This window comes from Rugamonas brunnea (genome assembly GCF_014042345.1).
Classification (GTDB): domain Bacteria; phylum Pseudomonadota; class Gammaproteobacteria; order Burkholderiales; family Burkholderiaceae_D; genus Rugamonas; species Rugamonas brunnea.
The window spans coordinates 58,964-84,497 of record NZ_JACEZT010000006.1 but is presented as its reverse complement, the minus strand read 5'-3'; the positions used below and the strand labels follow the sequence as shown (position 1 = coordinate 84,497).

The 25,534-nt window shown below is 66.1% G+C and carries 18 protein-coding genes and 2 riboswitches; of the genes, 7 read left to right on the top strand and 11 right to left on the bottom strand.

Features of this window, described 5'->3' with window-relative positions; translation table 11 throughout:
• The first annotated feature begins 120 nt into the window (after positions 1 to 120).
• Positions 121 to 474: a phasin family protein gene (locus tag H3H37_RS10905; RefSeq protein ID WP_182162287.1), complete on the top strand. Its 354-nt coding sequence runs from the start codon at positions 121 to 123 to the stop codon at positions 472 to 474.
• A 56-nt stretch (positions 475 to 530) separates the two neighbouring features.
• Positions 531 to 2,747 (top strand): DUF3141 domain-containing protein, encoded by a 2,217-nt coding sequence (locus tag H3H37_RS10900; protein ID WP_182162285.1) that lies wholly within the window; start codon positions 531 to 533, stop codon positions 2,745 to 2,747.
• 6 nt (positions 2,748 to 2,753) lie between these two features.
• On the opposite strand, the gene H3H37_RS10895 is transcribed toward H3H37_RS10900, so the two are convergent.
• The 7 genes from H3H37_RS10895 to H3H37_RS10865 all read right to left on the bottom strand — a co-directional run bounded on the left by H3H37_RS10895 (position 2,754) and on the right by H3H37_RS10865 (position 13,019).
• Complete coding sequence (locus H3H37_RS10895) at positions 2,754 to 3,707, bottom strand: ion channel (protein WP_182162283.1); 954 nt, start codon at positions 3,705 to 3,707, stop codon at positions 2,754 to 2,756.
• A gap of 10 nt (positions 3,708 to 3,717) precedes the next feature.
• Positions 3,718 to 4,254, bottom strand: a complete 537-nt coding sequence (def, locus tag H3H37_RS10890) for a peptide deformylase (RefSeq protein WP_182162281.1) — start codon at positions 4,252 to 4,254, stop codon at positions 3,718 to 3,720.
• Complete coding sequence (gene galU / locus H3H37_RS10885) at positions 4,251 to 5,177, bottom strand: UTP--glucose-1-phosphate uridylyltransferase GalU (protein ID WP_182162279.1); 927 nt, start codon at positions 5,175 to 5,177, stop codon at positions 4,251 to 4,253. Before galU ends, def begins: the two co-directional genes overlap by 4 nt.
• Positions 5,174 to 7,576 (bottom strand): NAD-dependent DNA ligase LigA, encoded by a 2,403-nt coding sequence (gene ligA / locus H3H37_RS10880; protein ID WP_229218775.1) that lies wholly within the window; start codon positions 7,574 to 7,576, stop codon positions 5,174 to 5,176. The genes galU and ligA overlap by 4 nt, the downstream gene beginning before the upstream one ends.
• A gap of 10 nt (positions 7,577 to 7,586) precedes the next feature.
• A complete protein-coding gene (locus H3H37_RS10875) occupies positions 7,587 to 8,720 on the bottom strand; it encodes a cell division protein ZipA C-terminal FtsZ-binding domain-containing protein (protein WP_182162277.1) in 1,134 nt (377 codons plus the stop codon).
• Entirely contained in the window at positions 8,717 to 12,244 is a 3,528-nt protein-coding gene (gene smc / locus H3H37_RS10870) for a chromosome segregation protein SMC (protein ID WP_182162276.1), read from the bottom strand. Before smc ends, H3H37_RS10875 begins: the two co-directional genes overlap by 4 nt.
• A gap of 142 nt (positions 12,245 to 12,386) precedes the next feature.
• Positions 12,387 to 13,019, bottom strand: a complete 633-nt coding sequence (locus H3H37_RS10865) for a phosphatase PAP2 family protein (protein WP_182162274.1) — start codon at positions 13,017 to 13,019, stop codon at positions 12,387 to 12,389.
• A 191-nt stretch (positions 13,020 to 13,210) separates the two neighbouring features.
• Here H3H37_RS10865 and hmpA point away from each other — a divergent pair, with 191 nt between their 5' ends.
• Positions 13,211 to 14,392, top strand: coding sequence for an NO-inducible flavohemoprotein (gene hmpA / locus H3H37_RS10860; RefSeq protein ID WP_182162272.1), 1,182 nt, complete (start codon positions 13,211 to 13,213; stop codon positions 14,390 to 14,392).
• Positions 14,393 to 14,496: 104 nt separating this feature from the next.
• On the opposite strand, the gene H3H37_RS10855 is transcribed toward hmpA, so the two are convergent.
• A complete protein-coding gene (locus H3H37_RS10855) occupies positions 14,497 to 16,758 on the bottom strand; it encodes a DUF1631 family protein (protein ID WP_229218774.1) in 2,262 nt (753 codons plus the stop codon).
• Positions 16,759 to 17,175: 417 nt separating this feature from the next.
• Positions 17,176 to 17,736, bottom strand: a complete 561-nt coding sequence (locus H3H37_RS10850; RefSeq protein ID WP_182162268.1) for an ATP-dependent Clp protease proteolytic subunit — start codon at positions 17,734 to 17,736, stop codon at positions 17,176 to 17,178.
• 154 nt (positions 17,737 to 17,890) lie between these two features.
• Positions 17,891 to 17,977: riboswitch (glycine riboswitch) on the top strand.
• 17 nt (positions 17,978 to 17,994) lie between these two features.
• Positions 17,995 to 18,099, top strand: a riboswitch (glycine riboswitch).
• A 77-nt stretch (positions 18,100 to 18,176) separates the two neighbouring features.
• Here H3H37_RS10850 and gcvT point away from each other — a divergent pair.
• The 3 genes from gcvT (at position 18,177) to gcvP (ending at position 22,717) form a co-directional block, all read left to right on the top strand.
• Positions 18,177 to 19,298, top strand: a complete 1,122-nt coding sequence (gcvT, locus tag H3H37_RS10845) for a glycine cleavage system aminomethyltransferase GcvT (protein ID WP_182162266.1) — start codon at positions 18,177 to 18,179, stop codon at positions 19,296 to 19,298.
• Between the two features lie 58 nt (positions 19,299 to 19,356).
• Positions 19,357 to 19,734: a glycine cleavage system protein GcvH gene (gene gcvH, locus H3H37_RS10840; protein WP_182162264.1), complete on the top strand. Its 378-nt coding sequence runs from the start codon at positions 19,357 to 19,359 to the stop codon at positions 19,732 to 19,734.
• Positions 19,735 to 19,828: 94 nt separating this feature from the next.
• Positions 19,829 to 22,717, top strand: coding sequence for an aminomethyl-transferring glycine dehydrogenase (gene gcvP / locus H3H37_RS10835; protein ID WP_182162262.1), 2,889 nt, complete (start codon positions 19,829 to 19,831; stop codon positions 22,715 to 22,717).
• Positions 22,718 to 22,822: 105 nt separating this feature from the next.
• Here gcvP and H3H37_RS10830 read toward each other — a convergent pair whose 3' ends face one another.
• Both H3H37_RS10830 and H3H37_RS10825 read right to left on the bottom strand, forming a co-directional pair.
• Positions 22,823 to 24,472, bottom strand: a complete 1,650-nt coding sequence (locus tag H3H37_RS10830; RefSeq protein WP_182162260.1) for a methyl-accepting chemotaxis protein — start codon at positions 24,470 to 24,472, stop codon at positions 22,823 to 22,825.
• 82 nt (positions 24,473 to 24,554) lie between these two features.
• Positions 24,555 to 24,992 (bottom strand): cache domain-containing protein, encoded by a 438-nt coding sequence (locus H3H37_RS10825; protein ID WP_182162258.1) that lies wholly within the window; start codon positions 24,990 to 24,992, stop codon positions 24,555 to 24,557.
• 197 nt (positions 24,993 to 25,189) lie between these two features.
• Between H3H37_RS10825 and H3H37_RS10820 the strand changes: the two genes are divergently transcribed.
• On the top strand, positions 25,190 to 25,528 hold the full coding sequence (locus H3H37_RS10820; protein WP_182162256.1) for a hypothetical protein: 339 nt from the start codon (positions 25,190 to 25,192) through the stop codon (positions 25,526 to 25,528).
• Positions 25,529 to 25,534: the final 6 nt, after the last annotated feature.

The following is a 25,534-nucleotide window of genomic DNA, read 5'->3' as shown; positions in this document are numbered from 1 at the left end:
ATGCCGCTCGCCGCAGCTTGATACGGCGTAGCGCGCGCCGCTTGCCCCCGCCCGCACACCATGCCACAATGACCACGCTCCATTCCGACACACTGTCAGCAAACCACCCAGGAGGCATCCATGGTTTCAGCAGCAGAACAGTTCACCGCACAGTTACCCGCGGCCAGCCGCGCACAAGTGGAAGCGCAAGTCGATTTCGTCACCTCGCTGGCCCAGAGCGGGGTCGACAGCATGGCCAAACTGACGGCCCTCAACATGGACGCCATCCGCAGCGTGCTCGATGAATACCCGAAAGCCATGCACGCGCGCCTCGCCGCCAGCACCCCGCAGGAATGGCTGGCCACGGCCAGTGCCCAGGTGGCCCCCACACTGGAACGGGCCGTCGATTACGGCCGCCAGCTGGCCGAACTGACGCTGGAGACGCAAACGGCCCTGAGCCGCGCAGCCCAGCAAGCCGGCAGCCACAAACAGTAGCCTAGTAGCCTGAGCGGCCGGGAGACCGGCCACCGAACCACCCCTGGGAGTGCTCCATGTCCCTGTCCGACCCGCCAGCCGGCACGCCGGCTTCGCCCCCGCTCGCCTCGTCCATCTTCGACTACTGGGTCGATGCGTGGCAGCGGTCCATCCTTACCTTCGATGTGCTGCGCGAGCGCGGCAACATTTATGCCGAGCATGAGCAGTCGGGCAAACCACCCGTGCTGGTGTTCGACTACGACATCATCGTCGATGGCCGCAAGCTGGAACGGCCGGCCAACTACGCGCTGGCCGCCATCAAGCCGCCGCCCGGCTGCCCGGCCACCGACCCGCACAAGCGCCCCTTCGTCGTGATCGACCCGCGCGCCGGGCACGGCCCCGGCATTGGCGGCTCCAAGATCGACAGCGAGATCGGCATCGCGCTGCGCCAGGGCCACCCATGCTACTTCGTGATGTTCTTCCCGCAGCCGGTGCCGGGCCAGACGGTCGAATGCGTGACGGCGGCCGAACGCGTATTCCTGGCCAAGGTCAACCAGCTGCACCCGGGCGACGCCGGCAAGCCTTTCGTGATCGGCAACTGCCAGGGTGGCTGGGCGCTGATGATGCTGGCCGCGCTGGAGCCGGAACTGGTGGGCCCCATCCTGCTGGCCGGCTCGCCCATCTCGTACTGGTCCGGGGTGCACGGCAAATACCCGATGCGCTACACGGGCGGGCTGCTGGGCGGCACCTGGCCCGCCTCGCTGGCCGGCGACATGGGCAACGGCAAATTCGACGGCGCCCACCTGGTCAACAACTTCGAGCAGCTGGACCCGGCCAACACCTACTGGCACAAGCCCTACGGCCTGTACGCCAAGGTCGACACGGAACGGCAGCGCTTCCTGGAGTTCGAACGCTGGTGGGGCGGCCACTTCCTGCTCAACAAGGAGGAGATGGAGTGGATCACCCAGAACCTGTTCGTCGGCAACCGCCTGAGCGCGGGCGAGATCTTCCACGATGAGGGCCGCAGCCAGATCAACCTGCGCCACATCCGTTCGCCCATCATCGTGTTCGCATCGTGGGGCGACAACATCACGCCGCCCCAGCAGGCGCTGAACTGGATTCCGGACCTGTACGCCAACGCGGGCGAGATCCGCGACAACGAGCAAACCATCGTCTACTTCCTGCATGAGCACGTGGGCCACCTGGGCATCTTCGTGTCGGCCGGCGTGGCCAACCGCGAGCACACGGAACTGGCCAACGCGCTGGACCTGATCGACGTGCTGCCACCGGGCCTGTACGAAGCCATCATCACCGACACCCACCCCGACATGCCGGGCCTGGAATTCGCCAGCGGCCGTTACGTGATCCGCTTCGAGCCGCGCGAAGTAAGCGACATCCTGGCGCTCGGTGAAGAAGGCCGCCAAGACGAACGCGCGTTCGAGGTGGTGCGCCGCGTGGCCCAGGTCAACCAGGCCATGTATGACCGCTTCGTGTCACCGGCCGTGCGCGCCGTGACCAACGAGACCACGGCCGCGCTGTACCGCAACCTCAACTGGGCGCGGCTGGAGCGCCACCTGATCTCGGACAGCAATCCCTTCGTCAAGGCGGTAGCGCCGCTGGCCGAAGCCGTGCGCGCCCAGCGCCGGCCGGTGGCCCCGGACAATCCACTGCTGCAAGCCGAACAGCAGGCCAGCGCCATGATCGGACAAATGTGGGACAGCTACCGCGACCTGCGCGACAGCGCCTGCGAGAACCTGTTCAAGGCCGTCTACGAATCGCCGCTGACGGCGGCGCTGGTGGGCCTGTCGCCGTCCGCGCCGCACCTGAACCGCCCGCGCGGGCGCAACCGCGAACAGGACGAGCTGCTGCGCCTGCGCCGCGCCGAACGCGAGACGTGGTTCGAACGGGGCAGCCAGGAATCGGGCTTCCTGCGGCTGGTGATCTACGTGGCCAGCGGTGTGGGCGTGGTGGACAAGCGGCCCTACGACGGCATCCGCCAGCTGATGCGCGAACGGGGTCTGGACAAGACCATCACGCTGAACCAGCTCAAGCATGCCGTCAACCTGCAAACCTACCTGGTGCGGCTGGACGAGGAGCGCGCGCTGCAAGGTTTGCGCGTGCTGCTGCCCACGCTGGCCCAGCGCCGCGAAGCGCTGCACCTGGCGCGCGGCCTGCTGGCCCGCAGCGGGCCGATCAAGGAGGAAAAGCGACTGCGCTTGCAGCACGTGGCGGCCATCCTGCAGGTCGATGAAACGGCATCGCCCGTACCCAGCGAACCGGGACCGGAGATGTAAGCTTCGTCAGCCCGGATGGGCCACGGCGGCGCCGGGCATGGTGCCGCCTTCGCTGCCGTCCGGATGGATATCGTGGAACTTGCTGAAGTCGAGGATGCGGATATCGCCCTCCAGCTTGTCGGACAGGATGTCGGCGAAGTGGTGGTTGAAGAAGATGTGCTCGGCCGAATAGCTTTGGCGCGCGTGCACGAAATCGTTCAGCGTATCGTCCGTGCCGGACACGCCCACGGTCAGCGTGGTGCCCTCGTTGATCAGGTCCTGCTGGGTTTTGCCCCACAACGGGCTTTGCTCGTCGATACGGTGCATGATGGTCCAGGTCAGCGCGAACACGGTGGTCTGGTCGCGCTCCAGCTTGAGGTCGTAGAAGCGCGTGAACAGCTGGCCTTCCTGGGTCGTCTCGCGCCGCACCAGCGAGGCCCGCACGGACGCCTCCAGGATCAGGTTGGAGCGCTCATTCCCGGTGCGCAGCATCAGCGTGGGCACGCCATTGAACGGCGTGATGACGGCCACGTCGGAGAACATGATGCGCGACGTGGGCCGCGAGAAGCGCGCGAACAGCAGACCCGTCACCACCGCCACCTCCACCATGCCCAGCATGATCTCGATCGAGGCCACCACGTGGCCGTAGGTGCTGCCCGGGTTCATGTAGCCATAGCCCACCGTCGCCAGCGTCTCGATCGAGAAGAACACGTCGTCGAAGAAGGAGTCCGGCCGCGCGTTGGAGACGGAACCGGGCACCAGGTAGAACGCGCTGGCGAAGAACAGGTTGGTCGCCACGTAGATGGTGGAGAACAGCAGGAAGAAGCGGGCCCACGTCAGCGTCAGCATCCAGTGGTAGATGTCGGCCCAGTACCAGCGCGGCAGGCCCACGCGCTTGATGCGCGAATTTCCCATGCGGAAGGTGCCCCGTTCGGCCCCCACCTTGGGCCGCAACGGCCCCTTGACTGGCTCTGCGCTCATCGTGCTCCGCTCAATCGTCGTCGTGGGGATCGAGGTCGGGGAACATCACGTCGGTGAAGCCGAACCGGGAGAAGTCCTTGATGCGCATCGGGTACAAGATGCCGTGCAGATGGTCCACCTCGTGCTGCACCACGCGGGCGTGGAAGCCGTCCACCTCACGCACGATGGGCTGATTGAACTGGTCCACGCCCACATAGCGCAGCCGGGTCCAGCGTGGCACGCTGCCGCGCAGGCCGGGCACAGACAAGCATCCCTCGAAGCCCTCCTCCTGCTCGTCCGACAGCGGAGTGAGCACGGGATTGATCAATACCGTTTCCGGCACTTGCGGCGCATCCGGATAACGCGTGTTCTGCTTGAAGCCGTAGATCACCAGCTGCAGGTTGACGCCGATCTGCGGCGCGGCCAGGCCGGCGCCATTGGCCGCGTGCATGGTGTCGAACATGTCGGCGATCAGGCGCGTCATCTCGGGCGTGCCGAATTCGCGCACCGGCTCGGCCACCCGCAGCAAGCGCGGGTCGCCCATCTTGAGAATCTCGCGCACGGTCATGGCTGGCCTCCGCCCTGCTCGCCTTGGTGCTCACTTTTAAGCTGGCACTGGATATCGCGCAGGAAGGTGCAATAGGCATCGCCGATTTCAGCGTGCTTCAGGCCCATGGCCGTGGTGGCCTTCAGGTAGCCCAGCTTGGAGCCGCAGTCGTAGCGCTGGCCCTGGTAGCGGTAGGCCAGCACGCGTTCATCCTTCATCAGGGCAGCAATACCGTCCGTGAGCTGGATTTCGCCGCCGGTGCCGGCGCCGATGTTCTCCAGGTAGCCGAAGATGCGGCCCGACAGCACGTAGCGCCCCACCACGGCCAGCGTGGACGGCGCCTCGTCGGGCTGCGGCTTCTCCACGATGCCGTGCACCAGTTCCAGGTTGGGCTGGTAGGCCGACGCGCTGACGATGCCGTACTGCTTGGTCTCGCTGCGCGGCACGTTCTGCACCGCCAGCACGCTGCAGCGCTCATAGGCGTACAAGTCCGTCATCTGGGCCAGCACGGGCTTGACGCCGTCGGGCGTGTCCATGAAGTCGTCCGCCAGCAGCACGGCGAACGGATCATCGCCCACCACGGGGCGCGCGCACAGCACGGCGTGGCCCAGGCCCAGCGGCGCGGACTGGCGGATGTAGATGCAGTTGACGTGCTTGGGGATCACGTTCTGGACGAATTCGAGCAACCGCGTCTTGCCGGCCGCTTCCAGTTCCGATTCGAGTTCATAGGCCGTGTCGAAGTGGTCTTCGATGGCGCGCTTGTTGCGGCCCGTGATGAAGATCAGCTCAGTGATGCCGGCCGCCACCGCTTCCTCCACCGCATACTGGATCAGCGGCTTGTCCACGATGGGCAGCATTTCCTTGGGCTGGGCCTTGGTCGCGGGCAGGAAACGGCTGCCCAGTCCCGCCACCGGGAACACTGCCTTGGTAATTTTCTTCGTCATGCCACACTTCCGTTGTCTGTTGCGGCAGCCGCGGGCTGCCCGTGTAATGCCAATAATGCCAGCAAGCCCGCTTCGTCGAGGATCGCCAGATCAAGTTCCTGCGCCTTGGCCAGCTTGCTGCCGGCATCGGCGCCGGCCACCACGTAGCCGGTCTTCTTGGACACGGAACCGGCCACGCGGCCGCCGGCCGCCTCGATCAGGGCCGCCGCCTGGTCGCGGCTCAGGTTGGGCAGGGTGCCCGTCAATACGAAGGTCTTGCCACTCAGGGCGCTTTCCACCACGGCGGCCGCTTCCGGCAGCTGGGCCAGCAAGTCCGTGCGCAAGGCATCCAGCGCCAGCACCTGTTCGCGGTGGCCGGGTTGCTCCATCCAGTCGCGCAGCGCGTCGGCCACGGCGGCCGGCAGGCCGAACACGTCGAATATCTTCAGGTAGGCCAGCGCCTCCAGCGTGACGCCCTGCTCCACCAGTTGCTTGCTGCGCGGCTCCGTCAGCTTGGGGATGGCCAGCGCGGCCAGCAGCTTGACCGTGTCCAGCCGCTCGCGCAGCTTGGCGCTGGGCGCATGCTCGCCTTGCGGCTGCACGCCCTCGGCCAGCAGCGCGTCGATCGCCTGCTGGTTCTTCGGTTCCGCAAAAAAGTCCGCGATCGATTCGGCCACGGTGCCGCCGATGTCGGGCAGCACGCGCAGCAGCGCCACCGGCGCGCGGCGCACCAGCGCGAAGCGGCCCAGCCATTCAGCCAGGGTCTTGGCGGTCGACTCGCCCACGTGGCGGATGCCGAGCGCGAACAACAGGCGTTCCAGCGGCGGGCGCTTGGCGGCGGCGATCGCCTCCAGCAAATTCTCGGCCCACTTGGTGGCCACCTTGCCTTGCTGGACCGTCTCGGGCGTGGTGCCGTCGCGCTCATCGGCCAGGCGCTTCATTTTCAGCAGGTCGTCCAGCGTGAGCCGGTACAGGTCCGACACGCCATGCACCAGGCCCGCTTCGACCAGGTTGTCGATGTAGCGGTCGCCCAGGCCTTCGATGTCCATCATGCGGCGGCCGGCGAAGTGGCGGATCGCCTCCTTGCGCTGGGCCGAGCAGAACAGGCCGCCCGAGCAGCGCGCGATGGCTTCATCCTCCTCGCGCACCACGTGCGAACCGCACACGGGGCAATGCTTGGGCAGTTCATACGGCGGCGGCGCCGGTTCGGGGCGCTTGTCGAGCACCACGGCCAGCACTTCGGGGATCACGTCGCCGGCGCGGCGCACGATCACCGTGTCGCCCACGCGCACGTCCTTGCGGCGCACCTCGTCCTCGTTGTGCAGCGTGGCATTGGTGACGTTGACGCCGCCGACGAACACGGACGCCAGCCGCGCCACCGGCGTGATGGCGCCCGTGCGGCCCACCTGCACTTCGATCGCCTGCACCGTCGTCAGCGCTTCCTCGGCCGGGAACTTGTGGGCCAGCGCAAAGCGGGGCGCGCGCGACACGTAGCCGAGCACGCGCTGGTCGCGCAGGCTGTTGGCCTTGTACACCACGCCGTCGATCTCATACGGCAGGGTGGGACGGCTGGCGCCGATGGCGCGGTAGTAGCCAAGCAGGCCGTCCACGCCGCGTACCACGGACGCTTCGCGCGCCACGGGCAAGCCCAGCGTGCGATACCAGTCCAGCAGCGCCGAATGCGACTCGGGCATGGGCGCCCCTTCCAGCGCGCCGATGCCATAGGCAAAGAAGCTCAGCTTGCGCTGGCTGGTGATGCGCGAGTCGAGCTGGCGCAAGGTGCCGGCCGCCGCGTTGCGCGGGTTGACGAATTCCTTGTGGCCGGCGGCGCGCTGGCGCTCGTTCATGCGTTCGAAATCGGCCTTGAACATCAGCACTTCGCCGCGCACGTCGAGCACGGCCGGCGGGTGTGGCGTGTCCAGGCGTAGCGGGATGCTGCGGATGGTCTTGACGTTGGCCGTCACATCCTCGCCCGTGTAGCCGTCGCCGCGCGTGGCGGCCTGCACCAGCACGCCGTCCACGTAACGCAGGTTGATGGCCAGGCCATCGTACTTGACCTCGGCCGCGTATTCCACCTGCACCGCGTCCAGCCCTTCGCGCACGCGGCGGTCGAAGTTGACGATGTCGTCGTCGTTGAAGCCGTTGTTCAGCGACAGCATGGGCACGGCGTGCGTGACCTGCTCGAACTGCGGCAGCGGCGGCGCGCCCACGCGCAAGGTGGGCGAATCGGGCTGGGCCAGCCCGGGATGGGCCGCTTCCAGTTGCTGCAATTCGAGGAACAGCTTGTCGTACTCCGCGTCCGGGATGGTGGGCGCGTCCAGCACATGATAGGCGTGCAGGTGCTTGTTCAGCTCCGCGCCCAGGGCGGCCATCCGGGCCGCGACTGCCGTCATGTCCGTGTTGTGTTGCGTATTGCTCATTACCCTACTTTCAGCTGAACAGGCGCAACGCGCGCGAGGAGCCGGCCGGAATGTCCGACGCTTCCATCTCGGCGTAGAAATCCTGCACCTGGCCTTTAATCTCTTCCAGTGCCGCATCGCTGAGCGGCGTGTTGTAATCGTCGACGATGGTCGCGTCCAGGCGCGCCACCAGCGACTTGGCGCACGCCACCATGGCGCCGAAGCCGTCGCGGGCCGGCGCCACGCAGGGCACGTCCAGCAGCAGCGTCAGGCGCGACGTGGTTTCCTCGGCCAGCGTGACGTTGGTCGACAGCGAGAACAGATAGCCGCCCTCGCCGTCCGGCATCACGAAGCGGCCATCGGGACGCACGTCGAAGCCTTTCTTTTCCAGCGCGCCCAGCAGCGTGGCGATGGCCCACGGGGCGCCATTGCTTTGCAGGTTCACGCCCAGCTGCGCGTCGTGGCCGGCCACGAACCGGTGGATGTTGCGGGCCTCGGCCATCACCTCGATCATGTCCGGGATTTCCGGCTCGGCGCCGATCTCGTCGGCCATCGCGCGCAGGCGCGTGACCAGTTCCGAATATTCCAGTTCGTTCAAGGCCGTGGTGCGGCTGGCCAGCTGCACACCGCCCTGCAGTTTCGTATAGACCCCGCCGTGGACGATAGGTTCCCAGTCGCCGCTGACGGCCAGGCCGATGAAGTGCACCGGCTTGTTGCCCACCAGCCGCAGCGTTTGCAGCACGGGCAGGATTTTCTCGCCGCGCACCGGTGTTTCCAGCGCCAGCGGCAGCAGGCAGTCGATCAGCGGATCGACCAGGTTGGTCGCTTGTTCCGCCAGGCTGGCCGCCTGTTCCGGCGACGGCGCGGCCGCTTGCGCAGGCTGGCCCTCGCCATAGTGGGCGTCGCCGGCCACGGCGCTCAGCGCGGCGGCCGCCGCCGTCGCTTCGCCACCGGCCACCCCGGGCGCCGCGCCATCGAGCGAGAAGCTCGGTTCCTGGCGTGGCACGGGGGCGTCGCCAGCGCGCATCAGCACGTCGTCATGGTCGGACGCGAAGGCCCGCTCCACGCTTTTCTTGGCCTTGTATTCCTGCCACTTGTTGTAGGTGAACACGCCGACGATGAACACGCCACCGGCGCCGATTAAACTCAGTTGAAGGTCTGTCATGCTGCTTGTGCCTCGGAAGCAAAATTGGCGGCGGCTTCCATGTCCACCGCCACGATGCGCGATACGCCCTGCTCTTGCATCGTCACACCGATCAGTTGATTGGCCATCTCCATCGCGATCTTGTTGTGCGAAATGAAGAGGAATTGGGTCTGGTCCGACATGCGCTTGACCATCCGGCAGAAACGTTCCGTGTTGGCGTCGTCCAGCGGCGCGTCGACCTCGTCGAGCAGGCAGAACGGCGCCGGGTTCAGGCGGAACATGGAGAACACCAGCGCCGTGGCCGTGAGCGCCTTCTCGCCGCCCGACAGCAGGTGGATGGTGGCGTTCTTCTTGCCCGGCGGCTGCGCCATCACCTGCACGCCGGAATCGAGGATCTCGTCGCCCGTCATGATCAGCTTGGCCTGTCCGCCGCCGAACAGGATGGGGAACAGTTCGGAGAAGTGGCCGTTGACGCGGTCGAAGGTGTCTTGCAGCAGTTCGCGCGTTTCCTTGTCGATCTTTTGGATCGCATCTTCCAAGGTATTGATGGCCTCGGTCAGGTCGGCGTTCTGGGCGTCCAGGAACTGCTTGCGTTCGGACGCCTGGGCCAGCTCGTCGAGCGCGGCCAGGTTGACGGCGCCCAGGCCGGCGATGGCGTTGCTCAGCCGGGTCACCTCGCCTTGCAGGTAGGACGGTTTCATGTCCGGGTGCAGCTTCTCGGACAGGGCCGCCTCGTCCGCGTTCACTTCGGCCAGCTGGGCCGCATACTGCTCCTGGTTCAGGCGCGCGGCCTGTTCCTTGAGCTGCATCTCCATGATCTTGTCACGCTGCGGTTGCAGGCTGCGTTCGGCCTGCATGCGCTGCTCCTCGGACGAGCGCAGTTGCTGGGTGATCTGGTCCAGCTCGTGGCGCGCGTCCGACAGCGCCTTTTCCTGCTCCGTGCGCCGTTGCAGCAAATCCTGCAAACCATCGTTGGCCGCGCCCGACTCCAGGCTGGCCAGCTCCTGCTGCCCGGCCTCCAGGCTGGACGCCACCTGCGCCGCCTGGGTGGTGGCGGTGGCGATATTGCGGCGCAATTCCTCGATCTTGCTGCGCTGGGATTTCTCGGCGAACTGGGCTTCCTGCGCGGCCCGCTCCAGGTCGCGCAACTGCTCGCGCGCGTCGGCCAGCCGCTGTTCCTGCTGCAGGAAGGCCGTCTGGCCATCCTCGTGCTCGCCTTGCAGGGTGCCCAGCGCCATGTCGAGCTGTTCGAATTTCTCCTCCGATTCCAGCTTGATCTGCATCTGCTCGGCTTCCTGGGCCGCGATCTCGGCCAGGTCCGTTTCGATCTGGTGGCTGCGCTGGTTGAAGCGCGCCTCGATCTCGGACAGCTTGACCACTTCCAGTTGCAGCGTGTGCACGGACTGGGTCAGGCTCTGGCTACGGGCGCGGTATTCGGTGAGCTGGCGCGCATGGTTGGCCACGGCCGCCTCGGCGCGCACGGCGCGCGCGCGCGCCTCGTCGGCCAGCATCTGCTGGGCCCGCAACTGCTTGGTGATGTTGTCGATTTCCTGCTGGCGGCCCAGCATGCCGTCCTGCTCGGCGTCGGCCGCGTAGAAACGCACGCTGCCCTGCGTGATCACATGGCCCTGGCGCGTGACGAAGCAGCCGCCGGCCGGCAGCCTGCCGCGCTCGGCGAAGGCGCTGGCCGTGTCCTCGGCCGAATAGACGTTGTGCAACCAGTCCTGCAACACGGCGCGCAGGCCGGGATCGTTGAGCTTGAGCAGGTTCAGGAACGGCGTCAGGCCCGGCACCTCCAGCGGCGCTGGCGGCACAGCCGTGGACGGCGCATACAGGGCCAGCTTGGCGGGCGGCGCATCGCTGAAGAAGGCCTTGGCCCAGTCGATGTTCGACATCTGCAAGGCCGAAGTGCGCTCGCGCAGCACGGATTCGAGCGCCGTTTCCCAGCCCGCTTCGATGTTGAGCTTTTGCCACAGGCGCGGCAGCGCGTCGAGCTCGTGCTTTTGCAGCCACGGCTGCACCTTGCCCTGGGTTTGCACCCGCTCCTGCATCTGGCGCAGCGCATTCAGGCGCGCTTCCAGCTGGGCATTTGCCGCCGTTTCCGTATTGACCTGAGCCTGCGCATCCTGGCGTTCCTGCTCCAGCTTCGGCTGCTGTTCCAGTGCCTCTTCCAGGTGGTAGCCGAGTTCCTCCTGCGCCTGCTGCTTTTCCTCCAGCTGCTGCTTCAGGTTGGCCAGGTGGCTGCTGTCGGGCAGGCTCAGGCCGTTCTTTTCCTGCTGCAAACGCTCGCGCCGCGTGGCCAGGCCGGACAGGATGTTGGAAGCGTTGCGCTGGTGCGCCGATTCCAGTTCCAGTTGCTGCTGGGCCTGCATGATGCGGGCCCGCGATTCCGTGCTCTTGACCTGGGCTTCGCGCCACGCCTGCTCCATCGCCGGCAAGGCTTCCGCCTTCTGCTCGGCCATCATCTGTGACTGCTCGACCTTGGCCGACAATTCTTCGAGGTTGAATTCCGCTTCTTCGATCTGTTCCGTGTATTCGCTGGCCTGGCTTTGCCACTGGTCGCGCTGGGCCGTCAAGGTAGCGAGCTGGGCTTGCAGACGGGTGCGCGATTCGAGCACGAACTTGATCTGCGCTTCCAGGCTGCCGATCTCGGCGTTGGTCTGGTACAGATGGCCCTGGGCCGTGTGCAGCCGGTCGCCGACGGCGAAGTGGGCCTGGCGCATTTGCTCCAGCGACAATTCCACGTGGCGCAGCTTGGCCGTCTGCTCCTCCAGGTCGGTCTGGGCCTGCTCCATGTCGCGGAAGTATTTCTTCTGCTCGTTTTCGGCTTCCAGCTTGCGCAGCAGCCACAGCAGCTTCTGCTTTTCCTCCTGGTCCGCCTGCAGCGCGTGGAACTTGGTGGCCACGGCCGCCTGGGCTTCCAGCTTTTCCAGGTTGGCGTTCAGCTCGCGCAGAATGTCTTCCACCCGCAACAGGTTCTCGCGCGTGTCGTGCAGCCGGTTCTCCGTCTCGCGGCGCCGTTCCTTATACTTGGACACGCCGGCCGCCTCTTCCAGGAACACCCGCAACTCCTCCGGGCGCGACTCGATGATGCGCGCGATCATGCCCTGGCCGATGATGGCGTAGGCGCGCGGGCCCAGGCCCGTGCCGAGGAAGATGTCCTGGATGTCGCGCCGCCGCACGGGCTGGCCATTGATGTAGTAGGTGGAGGTGCCGTCGCGCGTGAGGGTGCGCTTGACGGCGATTTCCGCGTACTGGCCCCACTGGCCGGAGGCCTTGCCATCGTTGTTGTCGAACACCAGTTCCACCGAAGCGCGGCCGGCCGGCTTGCGGTGGGTGGAACCGTTGAAAATCACGTCCTGCATGGACTCGCCGCGCAGTTCCGAGGCCTTCGATTCGCCCAGCACCCAGCGCACGGCATCGATAATGTTCGACTTGCCGCAACCGTTGGGGCCGACCACGCCGACCAGCTGACCGGGGACCTGGAAATTGGTGGGATCAACGAAAGACTTAAATCCCGACAATTTAATGGAAGATAGACGCACGTTGTGAACTGTTATTGGTTAGATCAGGGCTTGCGGCCGCGCTCGCCGCCGACGTGCATTACCCTGATAAAAAAGTGGCCTATCATACCATTTCGTCCATCAATTCTGGCCAAAAACACTGAGGATGCCCTCTGGGACGGGTTCAGCGCAACACGCTGCGCGGGCCGGGCCGGTGCCACAGGCTGCGCGTGTAGGGACGGTCGTGGCCGGACAGGAACAGGGCCAACTGCGTCATCCATTGTTCGGTAGGCATGGGTTCGACGCGCGGCGCCACCAGCAGCACGGGGATGCACAAGGCCATCAGCACGCGGCTCAGGGCCAGGTGGTTTTCCGTGCTGGCGTGCCAGATGAAGGCGGCCGCCACCACCAGGCCCAGCAGGCAGCCCGTGACCGCTTCCGACACGGAATGGGCCATCACGTACACACGCGCCACGGCGATCAGCACGGCCACCAGGATGCCGAGCGTAAGTGCTAGCTGGCGGTGCGGCCCATCCCAGCGCCGGAAGGCGAGATAGAAGGCGACCGGGAACACGGCGGCAGCCCGCATCGCATGGCCACTGAAGCCGGCGAACTCCACGGCGGGCACCCCTACTCCCCAGCCGATGAAGGCGACCTTGGTCAGCACCACCAGCGCCATGCCGGCGCCAAACAGCAAACACCACGACAGCGTGAGCCGCCACGACTTGCCGGCCAGCAGCCAGACGGCGATGGCGATGCCAATCGGCCCGGTCACGGCCAGACTGCCCAACACGCTCAAGCTTTGCCACCAGATCATTCACACCACCAAAAAGAAATCGTTGCGCGCATTGCAGCGCAACATCATTTAACCACATCGCCGCCGCCGCGAGGGGCATTTCCGCGCGTCAATATTGACTAAAAATAGAAGTAAATGAAATACAGATTCTCTTGACACAGATCAAGGATTAAGCGGTATACTACATGCATGTTTAACCGAAAGGAGTCGTTATGCTGTCCCAGTCGCACCGCGCCATCGTCACCGCCACCGTCCCCATCCTTGAACAAGGCGGCGAAGCGCTGACCCGCCATTTCTACCGCACCCTGTTCCAGGATTATCCCGAAGTGCTGCCCTTCTTCAACCAGGCCCACCAGCACAGCGGCGACCAGCAGCGCGCGCTGGCCACCAGCATCCTCATGTACGCCAAGCACATCGAAAAACTGGAAGCGCTGGGCCCGCTGGTCAACACCATCGTCAGCAAACACGTGGCGCTGCGCATTCTGCCTGAACATTATCCGATGGTGGGCGCCAGCCTGCTGAAAGCAATCCGCGAAGTGCTGGGCGCCGAGGCGGCCACCGACGCCGTGCTGGAAGCCTGGGGCGCCGCCTACGGCCAGCTGGCCGAGCTGCTGATCGGCATCGAAGGCCAGACCTACCAGGCCCAGGCCGCCGCGACGGGCGGCTGGGAAGGCGCGCGCGCCTTCATCGTGGCGCAAAAGCGCAAGGAAAGCGCCGAGATCACCACCTTCGTGCTGCGTCCGGCCGATGGCCAGCCCGTGATGGAATTCCAGCCCGGCCAGTACATCGGCATCCGCGCCATGGTCGATGGCAGCGAGCAGCGCCGCCAGTATTCGCTGTCGGCCGAAAGCAATGGCCGCGATTACCAGATCAGCGTCAAGCGCGAGCCGGGTGGCAAGATGTCGGGCTATCTGCACGAGCAGGTACAGGAAGGCGATACGGTGGAACTGTTCCCGCCGTCGGGCAACTTCACGCTGGCCGACAGCGCCCGTCCGATCGTGCTGATCAGCGGCGGCGTGGGCATCACCCCTACCCTGGCCATGCTGGGCAAGGCGCTCAAGTCGGGCCGCCCCATCCACTTCATCCACGCCGCCCGCAATGGCGCCGTGCACGCCTTCCGCGACCAGGTGGACCAGCTGGCCGAGCGCCACGCCAACCTGCGCCGCTACTACATGTATGCCGAACCGCAGGATGCCCATCCGGCTCCGGACGCCGTGGGCCTAATCGACAGCTCCCAGCTGGCCAAGTGGCTGCCCGAAACGCGCGACGTGGACGCCTACTTCCTCGGCCCCACGCCATTCATGAAGACCGTCAAGCACGCGCTGCGCGAGCTGGGCGTGCCGGAAGCGCAGACCCACTATGAGTTCTTCGGCCCGGCCGCTGCGCTGAACTGACGCAGCTCCGCGCTGAAACGACGAAGGCCGGCGGCGCCCCATGGCGCCGCCGGCCTTCATGTATTGTATGACGCCTGATCAGGCGCCGCGACCATCCGCTAACACTAGGCAACCGCCGTCTCGGCGCCCTCCATCGCCTCGTCGTTGACGGCGCCCTCCAGCACTTGCGACAGCGCCACGGACACCACGCCATCGGCGCGGATCAACTGCACCGTATTGTCGCGGAAGTGCTTGACCAGCTGTTCGCCGGACATGGAAAACGCTTCCTGCCGCGCCGCCGTCGAGAAGATATACAAGGTGCGCAAGGGGCTGATCCACGCCAGCTTGACCTTGCGCTGGCTGCCATCCTCCTGCGTGAAGCCCAGCCACATGCCGCGCGCCAGGCTGTCCACTTCGATCGTGGCGTCGTCGTCCGGCGGGGGCGGCGGCGGTTCGGCGGCGGCCTTGGCCTGCAATTCCAGCCGGCGCTCCGTGGCGCGCTGGGCCGCTTCCATGGCCAGTTCCACCTGCCGTTCCGGCGTCAGTTCCAGCGGCGCGCGCACGATGGACGCGTGGCACTCGGCCAGCTCGGCGAAAAACTGCAAGCGGTCCGCATCCTGCCACTTGATCACGTCCAGCCATTTGTTGAGCGTGGACAGCAGGCCGGGCAGCTTGGCGATCAACTGCTTGCGGTCGTCCGCGTTGAGCTTGGGCTTGACGCTCCAGATCAGGTCGTCCATGGTGCGCGTGGCGTTCTCCACCGCGCCCGGCTTGTCCTGCTCGACGCTGTAGGCGATGGTCAGCACGGACACCCATTTGTTTTCCAGGAACGCTTCCACCACGGCGATCACTTCGCCGGTGCCGATGCGCAGCGCGACGGCGTTCCTGGCCGACTTGCTGGCCTCGGCCATGCGCTCCTGCTTGAGCGCGGCGGCGATCGGTTCGGCGATAGCGGTGGCGGCGGCCGCTTCTTCAGCCTTGATCGACGCTTCCAGTTCATTGACCGCTTCCGTGAATACGGACAGCTCATGATCGTAATCACGCCCCACCCGGTCCACGCTGCGCTGCATGGCCTGGAACAAGGGATCGTCCGGCCCCTTGCGCTGCTCCCAGCCCATGCGCGACAGCAGGTCGATCAGGCGCCGCGCCGGGTGCGCTTCCTGGAAGAAGAAATTCTTGTCCACCAGCGCCGCCTTGAGCACGGGGATCTGGAGGAAGCGGATCAGGTCGCGGATTTCCTGCGAAATGTTCTGGTCGCGGAACACCGTGTCGAAAATGGCCGATAGCAGGTCGATCGTGCTCTCGTCCGTGCGCGACAGGCTACCCTGGGGCAGCGTCTGCTTGATCGCGGGCAGGTAGAACACGTTGCCCCCGCCCGGTTCGCCATAGCCATGGAGCACATCGGCCAGGCCGGATGCACCACCCGCGCTGGCGCCGCCCTGCACCGCGGCGCCCACGCCGGCCGGCGCCAGTCCGGTCGGCACGGCATTTTTCTGCAACTGGGCCAGGTAACTGAGCAAGGGCCGCTTGGCCGCCACCTGCGACAGGCGCTGGGCGCTCTCGTTGTGCATGGCGCCATGGAAGCCTTGCGCCGCGCCCTGGTTCCAGGCGCTGTCGGGCGCCATCGGCACGTTGGGCAAGTCGGGGATGGTCAGGTCGATGTCTTCCTGGGGCTCGGCGGCGCCGAAGAAGTGGCGCAACTGCTGGGCCAGCACGGCCTGGTTGGCGCGCACGCGCGGCGGCGCCGAGGGCGAGGCGCGGTCGGCCTTGCGGCTCTTGTAACCGTCGACAGCGCCGGGCAGCACGCCCTGGCGCTGCAAGGTCAGGTTGAGCGCTTCCAGCATCGGGCCCAGTTCGATGAACATGCCCGGCTTGAGCAGCGGCTGCAACAGCCCGGCCGATTCCGGCGACGGGTCGAAATCCAGCCACGCATCCTGCAACGCCGACAGGAATACCTCGGGCCGGAACGGGTTCTGGTTGCCGCGCAGGATGTCGCGGTCCAGCAGGAAGGCGAGGCGCACGTTAAGCGTCTGCAGCGCATCGGCGTACAGGGTTTCAAACGGTTTGCTGACGCTGCCCAGCGCCACCTTGGTGTCCATTTCCTCGTAGGGCACGAGGCTGAGCGCTTCCGTCTTTTTGGCGGCCTTGGGTTTGGCGGCCGGCGACAACAGCGCGATTTCCTTGCGCAGCGATTTCTCCAGCGTAGCCGTGGCCAGGTGCTGGAACGCGGCATTGCAGCTATGCAGCAGGTTACCGGCCTTGATGCGCTGTTGCATCTGCGACGAGTCGCCCTGGGTGGCGTCGATCAGCGCGGCGGCGAGACGGTTGGCGAAGTCGGGAAACTGGTCACCCGCATGCTTGACGGCGATGCCGATCAGCTCTTCCAACAAGGCATGCCGCGGCGAGACCGTCTTTTTCGGTGCCACAGTAGTTGTTGAAGTTGCCATCATTTAATCGCCTGCTGACGGGTTGTTTGCTGCGGTCCATCCAGCCACCGAACCGGCCGGCATCGGGATTTTGCCGCTTTACCATATTCTTGCACAGTATTTCCACATGGCAATAGCCAAATTGAAATAATCGGCGATATTTCCCACATTTTCATGCTTGCCGCCCATTCCACGTCCATTATCCCATGATACTTTCCTAACCGTATCAACTCTGCCACGCGCCGCAGGATAGCCGCGCGGGTTCGCCCGGCGCAGTGCCTTCCTTGCGCAAATCACAACAGATGATTACGGAGGACAAAAGAGATAACGGCCGTTTCCGCCAAAAGTTGACGGTGACCAGGGATGGTCTGACCGCGGTCAGATATTGGTGACGCGCTGGCCCTTGGGCGGCGCAAAATCCTGCACCAGGTCGACCAGCCCCACCGCCAGCGCTTCGCTGGCCGTCAGGTGCAGGTCGGAATACGCATGGATCCGCCAGTGCTCTTCCGTCAGCCGCACATGGTCGCGAATGATCTGCTCGGTGCGCGCGTCGTCGGCCTGCAAGCCCTCGACGATGATGCGCAGCGCGTCGGGCCGCGCGCCGTGCGGTGCGCTGGCGTGCGACTTATGCACCATGAAGCGGGCCGTCTCGCTGGCATAGCGCCGCTCGCCGGCCAGGAACAGGATGACGGCGATCGAGGCGACGGCGCCGGCGTTATAGGTGATGAAGCGGATCGGCAGGTTGCTCAGGTAGTTGTACAGGCAAATGCCATCGCTGACGTAACCGCCGTTGGACTGGATCAGGAGATGGGCCGTGCCGACCCGGTCCTCCGTCATGTCGGCAGCCGCGTCGAACACGCGGTGCACCATGTCGCTGTTGACGTCGCCGGACAAGGTGAACCAGGCATGCCCTTCGAATTGATCGCGTTCTTCGTTCATGGCCGCACCCGCTGGTTTGTTTGGGCAATTCTAGCAAAGTGGCGGTTTTTCAGCCCGCCAGCGCGCGCCATTCGTGCGCGCTCGAAAAGGCCACAAGGCGCGCGCGCCGACTACTGGTTTTATTGACAGCACGTCCCTTCTGGCATATATTCCCGAGTCTTGATCGGGAGAGGGCTGACCAGCACAGCCGCCGAAGGGGCACTACCCAAAAACTCTCAGGCAAAAGGACCGATCAAGGGACCGGCGCGCGCAAGCGCCTGGCTCAACTCTGGAGAGCGGCCGCGGCACACGCCGGCGGCCCACCGAAGGGGCGCACGGGATCTTTCCCGTAATCTCTCAGGTACCAAGGACAGAGGGGTCTGCGATCATACGTGGAGAGGCTGCGATGGCTCTTCCTTGTCTGTTCCGTTTACCCCTAACTCTTTTGGACCGAGGAATTCATGACGCTCAAAGCAACCCCGCTCAATCAAGCCCACCGTGACGCGGGCGCCCGCATGGTCGATTTCGGCGGCTGGGACATGCCCGTCAACTACGGTTCGCAGATCGAAGAACACCATGCCGTGCGCACCGACGTCGGCATGTTCGACGTGGCCCACATGTGCGTGGTCGACATCAAGGGCGACAATGTGCGCGCCTTCCTGCGCGGCCTGCTGGCCAACAACGTCGACAAGCTGCAAGTGTCGGGCAAGGCCCTGTACTCGTGCATGCTCAACCCGCAAGGCAAGGTGATCGACGACCTGATCGTCTACTTCATCAACGAAAGCTGGTTCCGCCTGGTGGTCAACGCCGGCACGGCCGAAAAGGACGTGGCCTGGATGCAGGCGCAGAACGACGCCACCAACAGCGGCCTGACCATCACCCAGCGCCGCGACGGCGCCAACGCCATGGCCCTGATCGCCGTGCAGGGTCCGAACGCGCGCGCCAAGGTGTGGCAAGTGATCCCTGAAGCCCAGGCCGCGACGACCGACATGAAGCCGTTCAACGTGGCCTTCTGCCAGAGCGCCGTGTTCGGCGAGGCGATGGTGGCGCGCACCGGCTACACGGGCGAGGACGGTTTCGAGATCGGCGTGGCCGCCGAACAGGCCGTGGCGCTGTGGAACGCGCTGGCCGCCGCCGGCGTGAAACCGGCCGGCCTGGGCGCGCGCGACACGCTGCGCCTGGAAGCGGGCATGAACCTGTACGGCCAGGACATGGACGAAACCGTCAACCCGCTGGACGCGGGCCTGGCCTGGACCATCGACCTGGTGTCGCCGCGCGACTTCATCGGCAAGGCCGCGCTGCAGGAAATGGGCCAGAACGCCCAGTTCGTGGGCCTGGTGCTGCGCGAAAAAGGCGGCGTGCTGCGCGCCCACCAGAAAGTCATCGTGGCCGGCAGCGACGCCACCGGCGAGATCACCAGCGGCACCTTCAGCCCCACCATGCAGCAGGCCATCGCGCTGGCGCGCGTGCCGATGGGCGTGAACGTGGGCGACACCGTGCACGTGGAAATCCGCGACAAGAAGCTGGCCGCCTCCGTGGTCAAGCTGCCGTTCGTGCGTAACGGTAAAATCCTCGTTGCCTGACCCGGATCCGAATTTTTCGATTCATACAATTTATAACCATTCATCACTGGAGCCTTACATGAACATCCCTGCAGACCTGAAGTACACCGAGTCCCACGAGTGGGTACGCCTGGAAGCTGACGGCACCGTCACCGTCGGCATCACCGAGTACGCGCAGGACGCGCTGGGCGACATCGTGTTCGTCGAGCTGCCGAAAGTGGGCGCCACCTACGGCGCCGGCGACGACGCGGCCGTGGTGGAATCGGTCAAGGCCGCCAGCGACATCTACGCCCCCGTGGCCGGCGAAGTGGTGGCCGTGAACGAAGACGTGGTCAACGCGCCCGAGTCGATCAACGCCGACGCCTACGCTGCCTGGATGTTCAAGATCAAGCCGGCCGATGCCAACGCCATCAACGGCCTGCTGGACGCAGCCGCCTACGGCAAGGCCACCGCCTAAGACGGAAACCGGGCCAGCCTGCGCGCTGGCCTTTTCCTGTCCGGCCGCCGCCCTGCCCGGCGGCGCCCCCTCCTCTTTTTCGCCCTGACACATCATGACCCGCACCAGCCTTTCCCAACTTGAAGCCCGCGACGCCTTCCAGGCGCGCCACATCGGCCCCGACGCCGCCGACCAGCAAGCCATGCTGTCGGTGCTCGGCTACGCCTCGCGCGCCGCGCTGATCGACGCCCTCGTGCCCGCCAACATCCGCAACAAGGGCGCGCTGCCGCTGGGCCAGTACAGCGCCCCCATGCCCGAGCAGGAAGCGCTGGGCAAGCTGAAGGCCATCGCCTCCAAGAACAAGGTGCTCAAGTCGCTGATCGGCCAGGGCTATTACAACACCCACACGCCAGGCGTCATCCTGCGCAACATCTTCGAGAACCCGGCCTGGTACACTGCCTACACGCCCTACCAGCCCGAGATTTCGCAAGGCCGCCTGGAAGCGATCCTGAACTTCCAGCAGGTGATCACCGACCTGACCGGCATGGGCATCGCCAACGCCTCCATGCTCGACGAAGGCACGGCCGCCGCTGAAGCCATGACGCTGATCCAGCGCGTGGGCAAATCGAAATCGCAGGTGTTCTTCGTGGCCGACGACGTGCTGCCGCAAACGCGCGAAGTGGTGGAAACCCGCGCCAAGCCGCTCGGCATCGAAGTGCGCGGCTTCGCGCCGGCCGAACTGGCCGGCCTGCCGGACTGCTTCGGCGTGCTGCTGCAATACCCGGGCGTGAACGGCACGGTGCGCGACTATAAACAGGACGTGGCCGCCGTCAAGGCGCGCGGCGCGATGGTGGTGGTGGCGGCCGACCTGCTGGCCCTGACCATGCTCACGCCACCGGGCGAATGGGGCGCCGACGTCGTCGTCGGTAACAGCCAGCGCTTCGGCGTGCCGCTCGGTTTCGGCGGCCCGCACGCCGGCTACCTGTCCACCCGCGACGAATTCAAGCGCAGCATGTCGGGCCGCCTGGTCGGCGTGACCATCGACTCGCAAGGCAACAAGGCCTACCGCCTGGCCCTGCAGACGCGCGAGCAGCACATCCGCCGCGAGAAAGCCACCTCCAACATCTGCACCGCGCAAGTGCTGCTGGCCGTGATCGCGTCCATGTACGCCGTCTACCACGGCCCTGCCGGCCTGCGCCAGATCGCGCAGCGCGTGCACCGCTACACGGGCGTGCTGGCCGCCGGCCTGAAAGCACTGGGCTACACGCTGGCCAATGACAGCTACTTCGACACGCTGACCGTGCAGACGGCACGCGCCGAGCAACTGCACGCGGTGGCCGTAGCCAACGGCGTCAACCTGCGCAAGGTCGACGCCAACCACGTCGGCCTGTCGCTGGACGAGACCACCACGCGCGACGACATCGAACTGCTGTGGACCATCTTCGCCGACGGCGCCAACGGCGCCAAGCCTGCGTTCGACGCGATCGAAGCATCGGTGGCCGACGCCTTCCCGGCCGCCCTGAACCGCAGCAGCAGCTACCTCGACCACCCTGTGTTCAACCGCTACCACTCGGAACACGAAATGCTGCGCTACCTGCGCGCGCTGGCCGACAAGGACCTGGCGCTGGACCGCACCATGATCCCGCTCGGCTCGTGCACGATGAAGCTGAACGCCACCAGCGAAATGGTGCCCGTGACCTGGCCCGAGTTCTCCAACATCCACCCGTTCGCGCCGGACGCGCAGACGGTCGGCTACCGCGAAATGATCGCCCAGCTGGAAGAGATGCTGTGCGCGCTGACCGGCTACGCGGCCGTGTCGCTGCAGCCGAACGCCGGTTCGCAAGGCGAATACGCCGGCCTGCTGGTGATCAAGGCCTACCACGAGTCGCGCGGCGAAGGCCACCGCAACATCTGCCTGATCCCGTCCTCGGCGCACGGCACCAACCCGGCGTCGGCCAACATGGTCGGCATGCAGGTGGTGGTGACCGCCTGCGACGCCAGCGGCAACGTGGATCTGGCCGACCTGAAGGCCAAGGCTGAACTGCACTCGAAGAACCTGGCCTGCGTGATGGTGACCTACCCATCGACCCACGGCGTGTTCGAAGAAGGCATCCAGGAACTGTGCCAGATCATCCACAGCCACGGCGGCCAGGTCTACATCGACGGCGCCAACATGAACGCGCTGGTCGGCGTGGCCGCGCCGGGCAGCTTCGGCGGTGACGTGTCGCACCTGAACCTGCACAAGACCTTCTGCATTCCGCACGGCGGCGGCGGCCCCGGCGTGGGTCCGATCGGCGTGGGCGCGCACCTGGCCAAGTTCCTGCCTAACCAGCGCTCGTCCGGCTACCAGCGCGACGAAGCGGGCATCGGCGCCGTCAGCGCGGCGGCGTTCGGCTCGGCCAGCATCCTGCCGATCTCGTGGATGTACATCGCCATGATGGGCGCCGAAGGCCTGACGGCGGCCACCGAGACCGCGATCCTGGCGGCCAACTACATCGCCCGCCGTCTGGCGCCGCACTATCCGGTGCTGTACTCGGGCCACGACGGCCTGGTGGCGCACGAATGCATCCTGGACCTGCGTCCGCTGCAGGACGCCACCGGCATCAGCAACGAAGACGTGGCCAAGCGCCTGATGGACTTCGGCTTCCACGCCCCGACCATGAGCTTCCCGGTGCCGGGCACGCTGATGATCGAGCCGACCGAGAGCGAATCGAAGGCCGAGATGGACCGCTTCATCGACGCCATGATCGCCATCCGCATGGAGATCGCGAAAGTGGAATCGGGCGAATTCGACCGCACCGACAACCCGCTCAAGGGCGCGCCGCACACGGCCGAAATGCTGACGGCCGACACCTGGGAGCACAAGTACAGCCGCGAAGTGGCGGCCTATCCTGTGCCATCGCTGCGCAAGCAGAAGTACTGGCCGCCGGTCGGCCGCGCCGACAACGTGTACGGCGACCGTAACCTGTTCTGCGGCTGCGCGCCGATGAGCGATTACGAGTAATCACCCACGGTAACGACAAACCGTAACCGGGGTCAGGTCATGCCGCCACGCAAACTGCCATTGCGCATGATGCTGGATGGCATGACCTGACCCCGGTTTTGGGTTTCAGCCCCGGTTCGACGCCAGACGCAGGCGGGCCACCTGGCTCGTTCCTGCGTCTTTTTTTGTCCCTACGGCCAGCGCCAGTTCCGGCCGGGCCGGTACGTCGTCCAGCTTGAACAGGGTGACGGCTTCGGACAGGCTCACGGCTTGCTGTTGCAAGCTGCAGGCCGCCGCCGCGGCCTGCTCCACCAGCGCCATGTTCTGCTGCGTCACCTGGTCCATCTGGACCATGGCGTGGTTGACGTCCTGCAGCCCGGCCGCCTGCTCGGCGCTGGCCTGGCTGATCTGGCTGATGATGTCGCCCACCTGCCGCACCGAGGTGACGATGTCGGCCATGCTGGAGCCGGCCTCCTCCACCGACTTGCTGCCGCCTTCGATCTCGGCCACCGATTGCGCGATCAGCGCCTTGATTTCGCGCGCGGCCGTGGCCGAGCGCTGGGCCAGCGTGCGCACTTCGCTGGCCACCACGGCAAAGCCGCGCCCATGTTCGCCGGCGCGGGCCGCCTCCACCGCTGCGTTCAGCGCCAGCAGGTTGGTCTGGAAGGCGATGCCGTCGATCACGCCGACGATCTCCACCACCTTGCGCGAACTGCCCCGGATCGAAGCCATCGTCACTTCCAGCCGCTGCACCACGGTGCCGCCACGCACGGCGTAACCGGTGGCGCTGCGCGCCAGTTCATTGGCCAGTTGGGCATTGCTGGCCGTCTCGCTGACGGTGGCCGTCAATTGCTGCATCGAGCTGGCCGTCTCCTCCAGCGAACTCGCTTGCGCTTCGGTGCGTTCCGACAGGTCGGCGTTGCCGGCCGCGATTTCGCGCGAGGCGCTGTCGATGGTTTGGGCCGAGGCGAGGATGGTGCGCAGCGTGGCGTTCAGGTTGCGGATGCTGGTGTCGAGCGCGCGCGAGGTTTCGGCGATTTCATCCTTGCCGTAGGTGCGCTGGCGGACGGTCAGGTTGCCTTCGGCCAGGTCGACGGCGGCCGCGCCGATCTCGCGCACTTCCTTGAGCAGCGCATTGCGCACGGCCATGGTCACCAGCAGCGACAAGGCGATCGACACGGCCACCACCACCGGCAGCATGGTGGACAGGCTGCGGAACTGGCCCTCGGCATCCTGGTAGGCCTGCTCGCCCAGCGCCTGCTCCAGCTGCGACAACTGTTCCAGCCGCCGGGCCAGCGCGTCGAATGCACGTTCGGCCTTGGACATGGCATTGGTGGCCATGGAGGGATCGACCGTGCTCATTTCCACCACGTCGCTGATGGCCTTCACGTACAAGGCGTGGGCCGCGTGCGATTCGGCCACCAGCGCATGTTCACTGGCGCTGGTGGCGGTGGCCTGCTCCAGTTGCCCGTACTGGCGTTCGAGCGCGCCATGGCGGGCGCGGATGTCCTGCACCAGCGCCTCCACGCGCGGCGCGGAAAAGCTGGCGTTGATCCAGGTCAGCAACTGGTAGGCTTCCGTGTGGGCGCGGTTGGCGCCGGCCACCAGGTCGGCGGCCGCCTTGCTGCGCGCGGCGCGTTGCTGCACCAGGTTCTCCAGCAGGCTGTTCTGGCGCACCAGGCCGTAGTAGGCGCCGGCCGACAGCACCACCAACAGCAGCAGCACCACGCCGGGCGCCAGCAGCAGCTTGGGACCGATCCGTAATTTGCTCAGCATAGTGTTCCAGGTCCGAAAAGGTGGCCAGGCGCGGACCGCCGCGCGCGATACGCGTCTCCGTGCGCAATCTCCGTGCTCGGTTTCAGTGCTTGTAGATGCCCGCTTCCAGCGCCACGTCGCCCACCCGCAGCACGTAGGTGGACTTGGCTTCCACCTTGCCCGTCTCAGGGTTGCGGAACTTGTAGTCGACCCAGCCGTGGCCCTTGCCCTTGGCCAGCGCCAGCAACTCCTGGCGGAACGGCTTGCCGTCGGCGTCGGGCACATCGAGCAGGTTCTTGCCGATCAGGGCCTTGGTGGGATGGGCGATGGTGATGCCGTCCAGGTCGCGCATGGCCAGGTACAGGGCGCCCTGGTTGAATTCCGGGTCCTTGTTGTTGATCTTGGCAATCATGTCGGCCTTGCCATGCTGCTTGACGTACTGGGCGCCGCGCTCGGCCAGCGCCACCGCATCCTTCTCGCCGGAGGCCGCCAGCGCCAGCTGACAGCACAACAGCGGCACCACGCACAGCAGCTTGCTCATGGTTGCTCCCTCGCATGTGGATTTCCCCGATCGCGGACGGGCCGCCGGGCGGGTATGATAGGCGGCGAGGCGTGGCCCGGCCGGCCCCAGGCTTGTTCTTGCCTGAGTGCATGTCGTAATCTACGCCGTCCAGCCCGCTGCAATCTTGCGCTGGCTCAACCCAACGGCTGCCACGCGCGGCCCTGAACCGAGATCGCATGAAACCATCCGTCAAAGCGGCGCTGTGGTCGGCGCTGGTGTTCCCCGGCCTGGGCCACATCGTGGCGCTGCGCCGTCCCCTGCGCGGCTGCCTCTTCCTGCTGCCCACCGCGCTGGGCTGGGTCTATCTGCTGGGTGGCCTGCTGCCGCTGGTGAACAGACTGGCCGAGCAAGTGGCCAACGGCAGCCTGGCGCCCGACCCCGACCTGCTGGCACAACGCGTGGGCGAAGCCGGCATGGGCGGCGCCGGGCCGGGCCTGGCCCTGCTGGTATGCACCCTGTGCTGGGTCGCCAGCGTGGCCGACTCCTTCGTGGCCCGCGCCGCGCCGCGCCCATGACCCGAC

What these genes read in the sequence shown, in the direction of transcription:
- H3H37_RS10905 (WP_182162287.1), top strand. Translation starts at nt 121, where the DNA reads ATGGTTTCAGCAGCAGAACAGTTCACCGCACAGTTACCCGCGGCCAGC.
- H3H37_RS10900 (WP_182162285.1), top strand. Translation starts at nt 531, where the DNA reads ATGTCCCTGTCCGACCCGCCAGCCGGCACGCCGGCTTCGCCCCCGCTC.
- H3H37_RS10895 (WP_182162283.1), bottom strand. Translation starts at nt 3,707, where the DNA reads ATGAGCGCAGAGCCAGTCAAGGGGCCGTTGCGGCCCAAGGTGGGGGCC.
- def (WP_182162281.1), bottom strand. Translation starts at nt 4,254, where the DNA reads ATGACCGTGCGCGAGATTCTCAAGATGGGCGACCCGCGCTTGCTGCGG.
- galU (WP_182162279.1), bottom strand. Translation starts at nt 5,177, where the DNA reads ATGACGAAGAAAATTACCAAGGCAGTGTTCCCGGTGGCGGGACTGGGC.
- ligA (WP_229218775.1), bottom strand. Translation starts at nt 7,576, where the DNA reads ATGAGCAATACGCAACACAACACGGACATGACGGCAGTCGCGGCCCGG.
- H3H37_RS10875 (WP_182162277.1), bottom strand. Translation starts at nt 8,720, where the DNA reads ATGACAGACCTTCAACTGAGTTTAATCGGCGCCGGTGGCGTGTTCATC.
- H3H37_RS10865 (WP_182162274.1), bottom strand. Translation starts at nt 13,019, where the DNA reads ATGATCTGGTGGCAAAGCTTGAGCGTGTTGGGCAGTCTGGCCGTGACC.
- hmpA (WP_182162272.1), top strand. Translation starts at nt 13,211, where the DNA reads ATGCTGTCCCAGTCGCACCGCGCCATCGTCACCGCCACCGTCCCCATC.
- H3H37_RS10850 (WP_182162268.1), bottom strand. Translation starts at nt 17,736, where the DNA reads ATGAACGAAGAACGCGATCAATTCGAAGGGCATGCCTGGTTCACCTTG.
- gcvT (WP_182162266.1), top strand. Translation starts at nt 18,177, where the DNA reads ATGACGCTCAAAGCAACCCCGCTCAATCAAGCCCACCGTGACGCGGGC.
- gcvH (WP_182162264.1), top strand. Translation starts at nt 19,357, where the DNA reads ATGAACATCCCTGCAGACCTGAAGTACACCGAGTCCCACGAGTGGGTA.
- gcvP (WP_182162262.1), top strand. Translation starts at nt 19,829, where the DNA reads ATGACCCGCACCAGCCTTTCCCAACTTGAAGCCCGCGACGCCTTCCAG.
- H3H37_RS10830 (WP_182162260.1), bottom strand. Translation starts at nt 24,472, where the DNA reads ATGCTGAGCAAATTACGGATCGGTCCCAAGCTGCTGCTGGCGCCCGGC.
- H3H37_RS10825 (WP_182162258.1), bottom strand. Translation starts at nt 24,992, where the DNA reads ATGAGCAAGCTGCTGTGCGTGGTGCCGCTGTTGTGCTGTCAGCTGGCG.
- H3H37_RS10820 (WP_182162256.1), top strand. Translation starts at nt 25,190, where the DNA reads ATGAAACCATCCGTCAAAGCGGCGCTGTGGTCGGCGCTGGTGTTCCCC.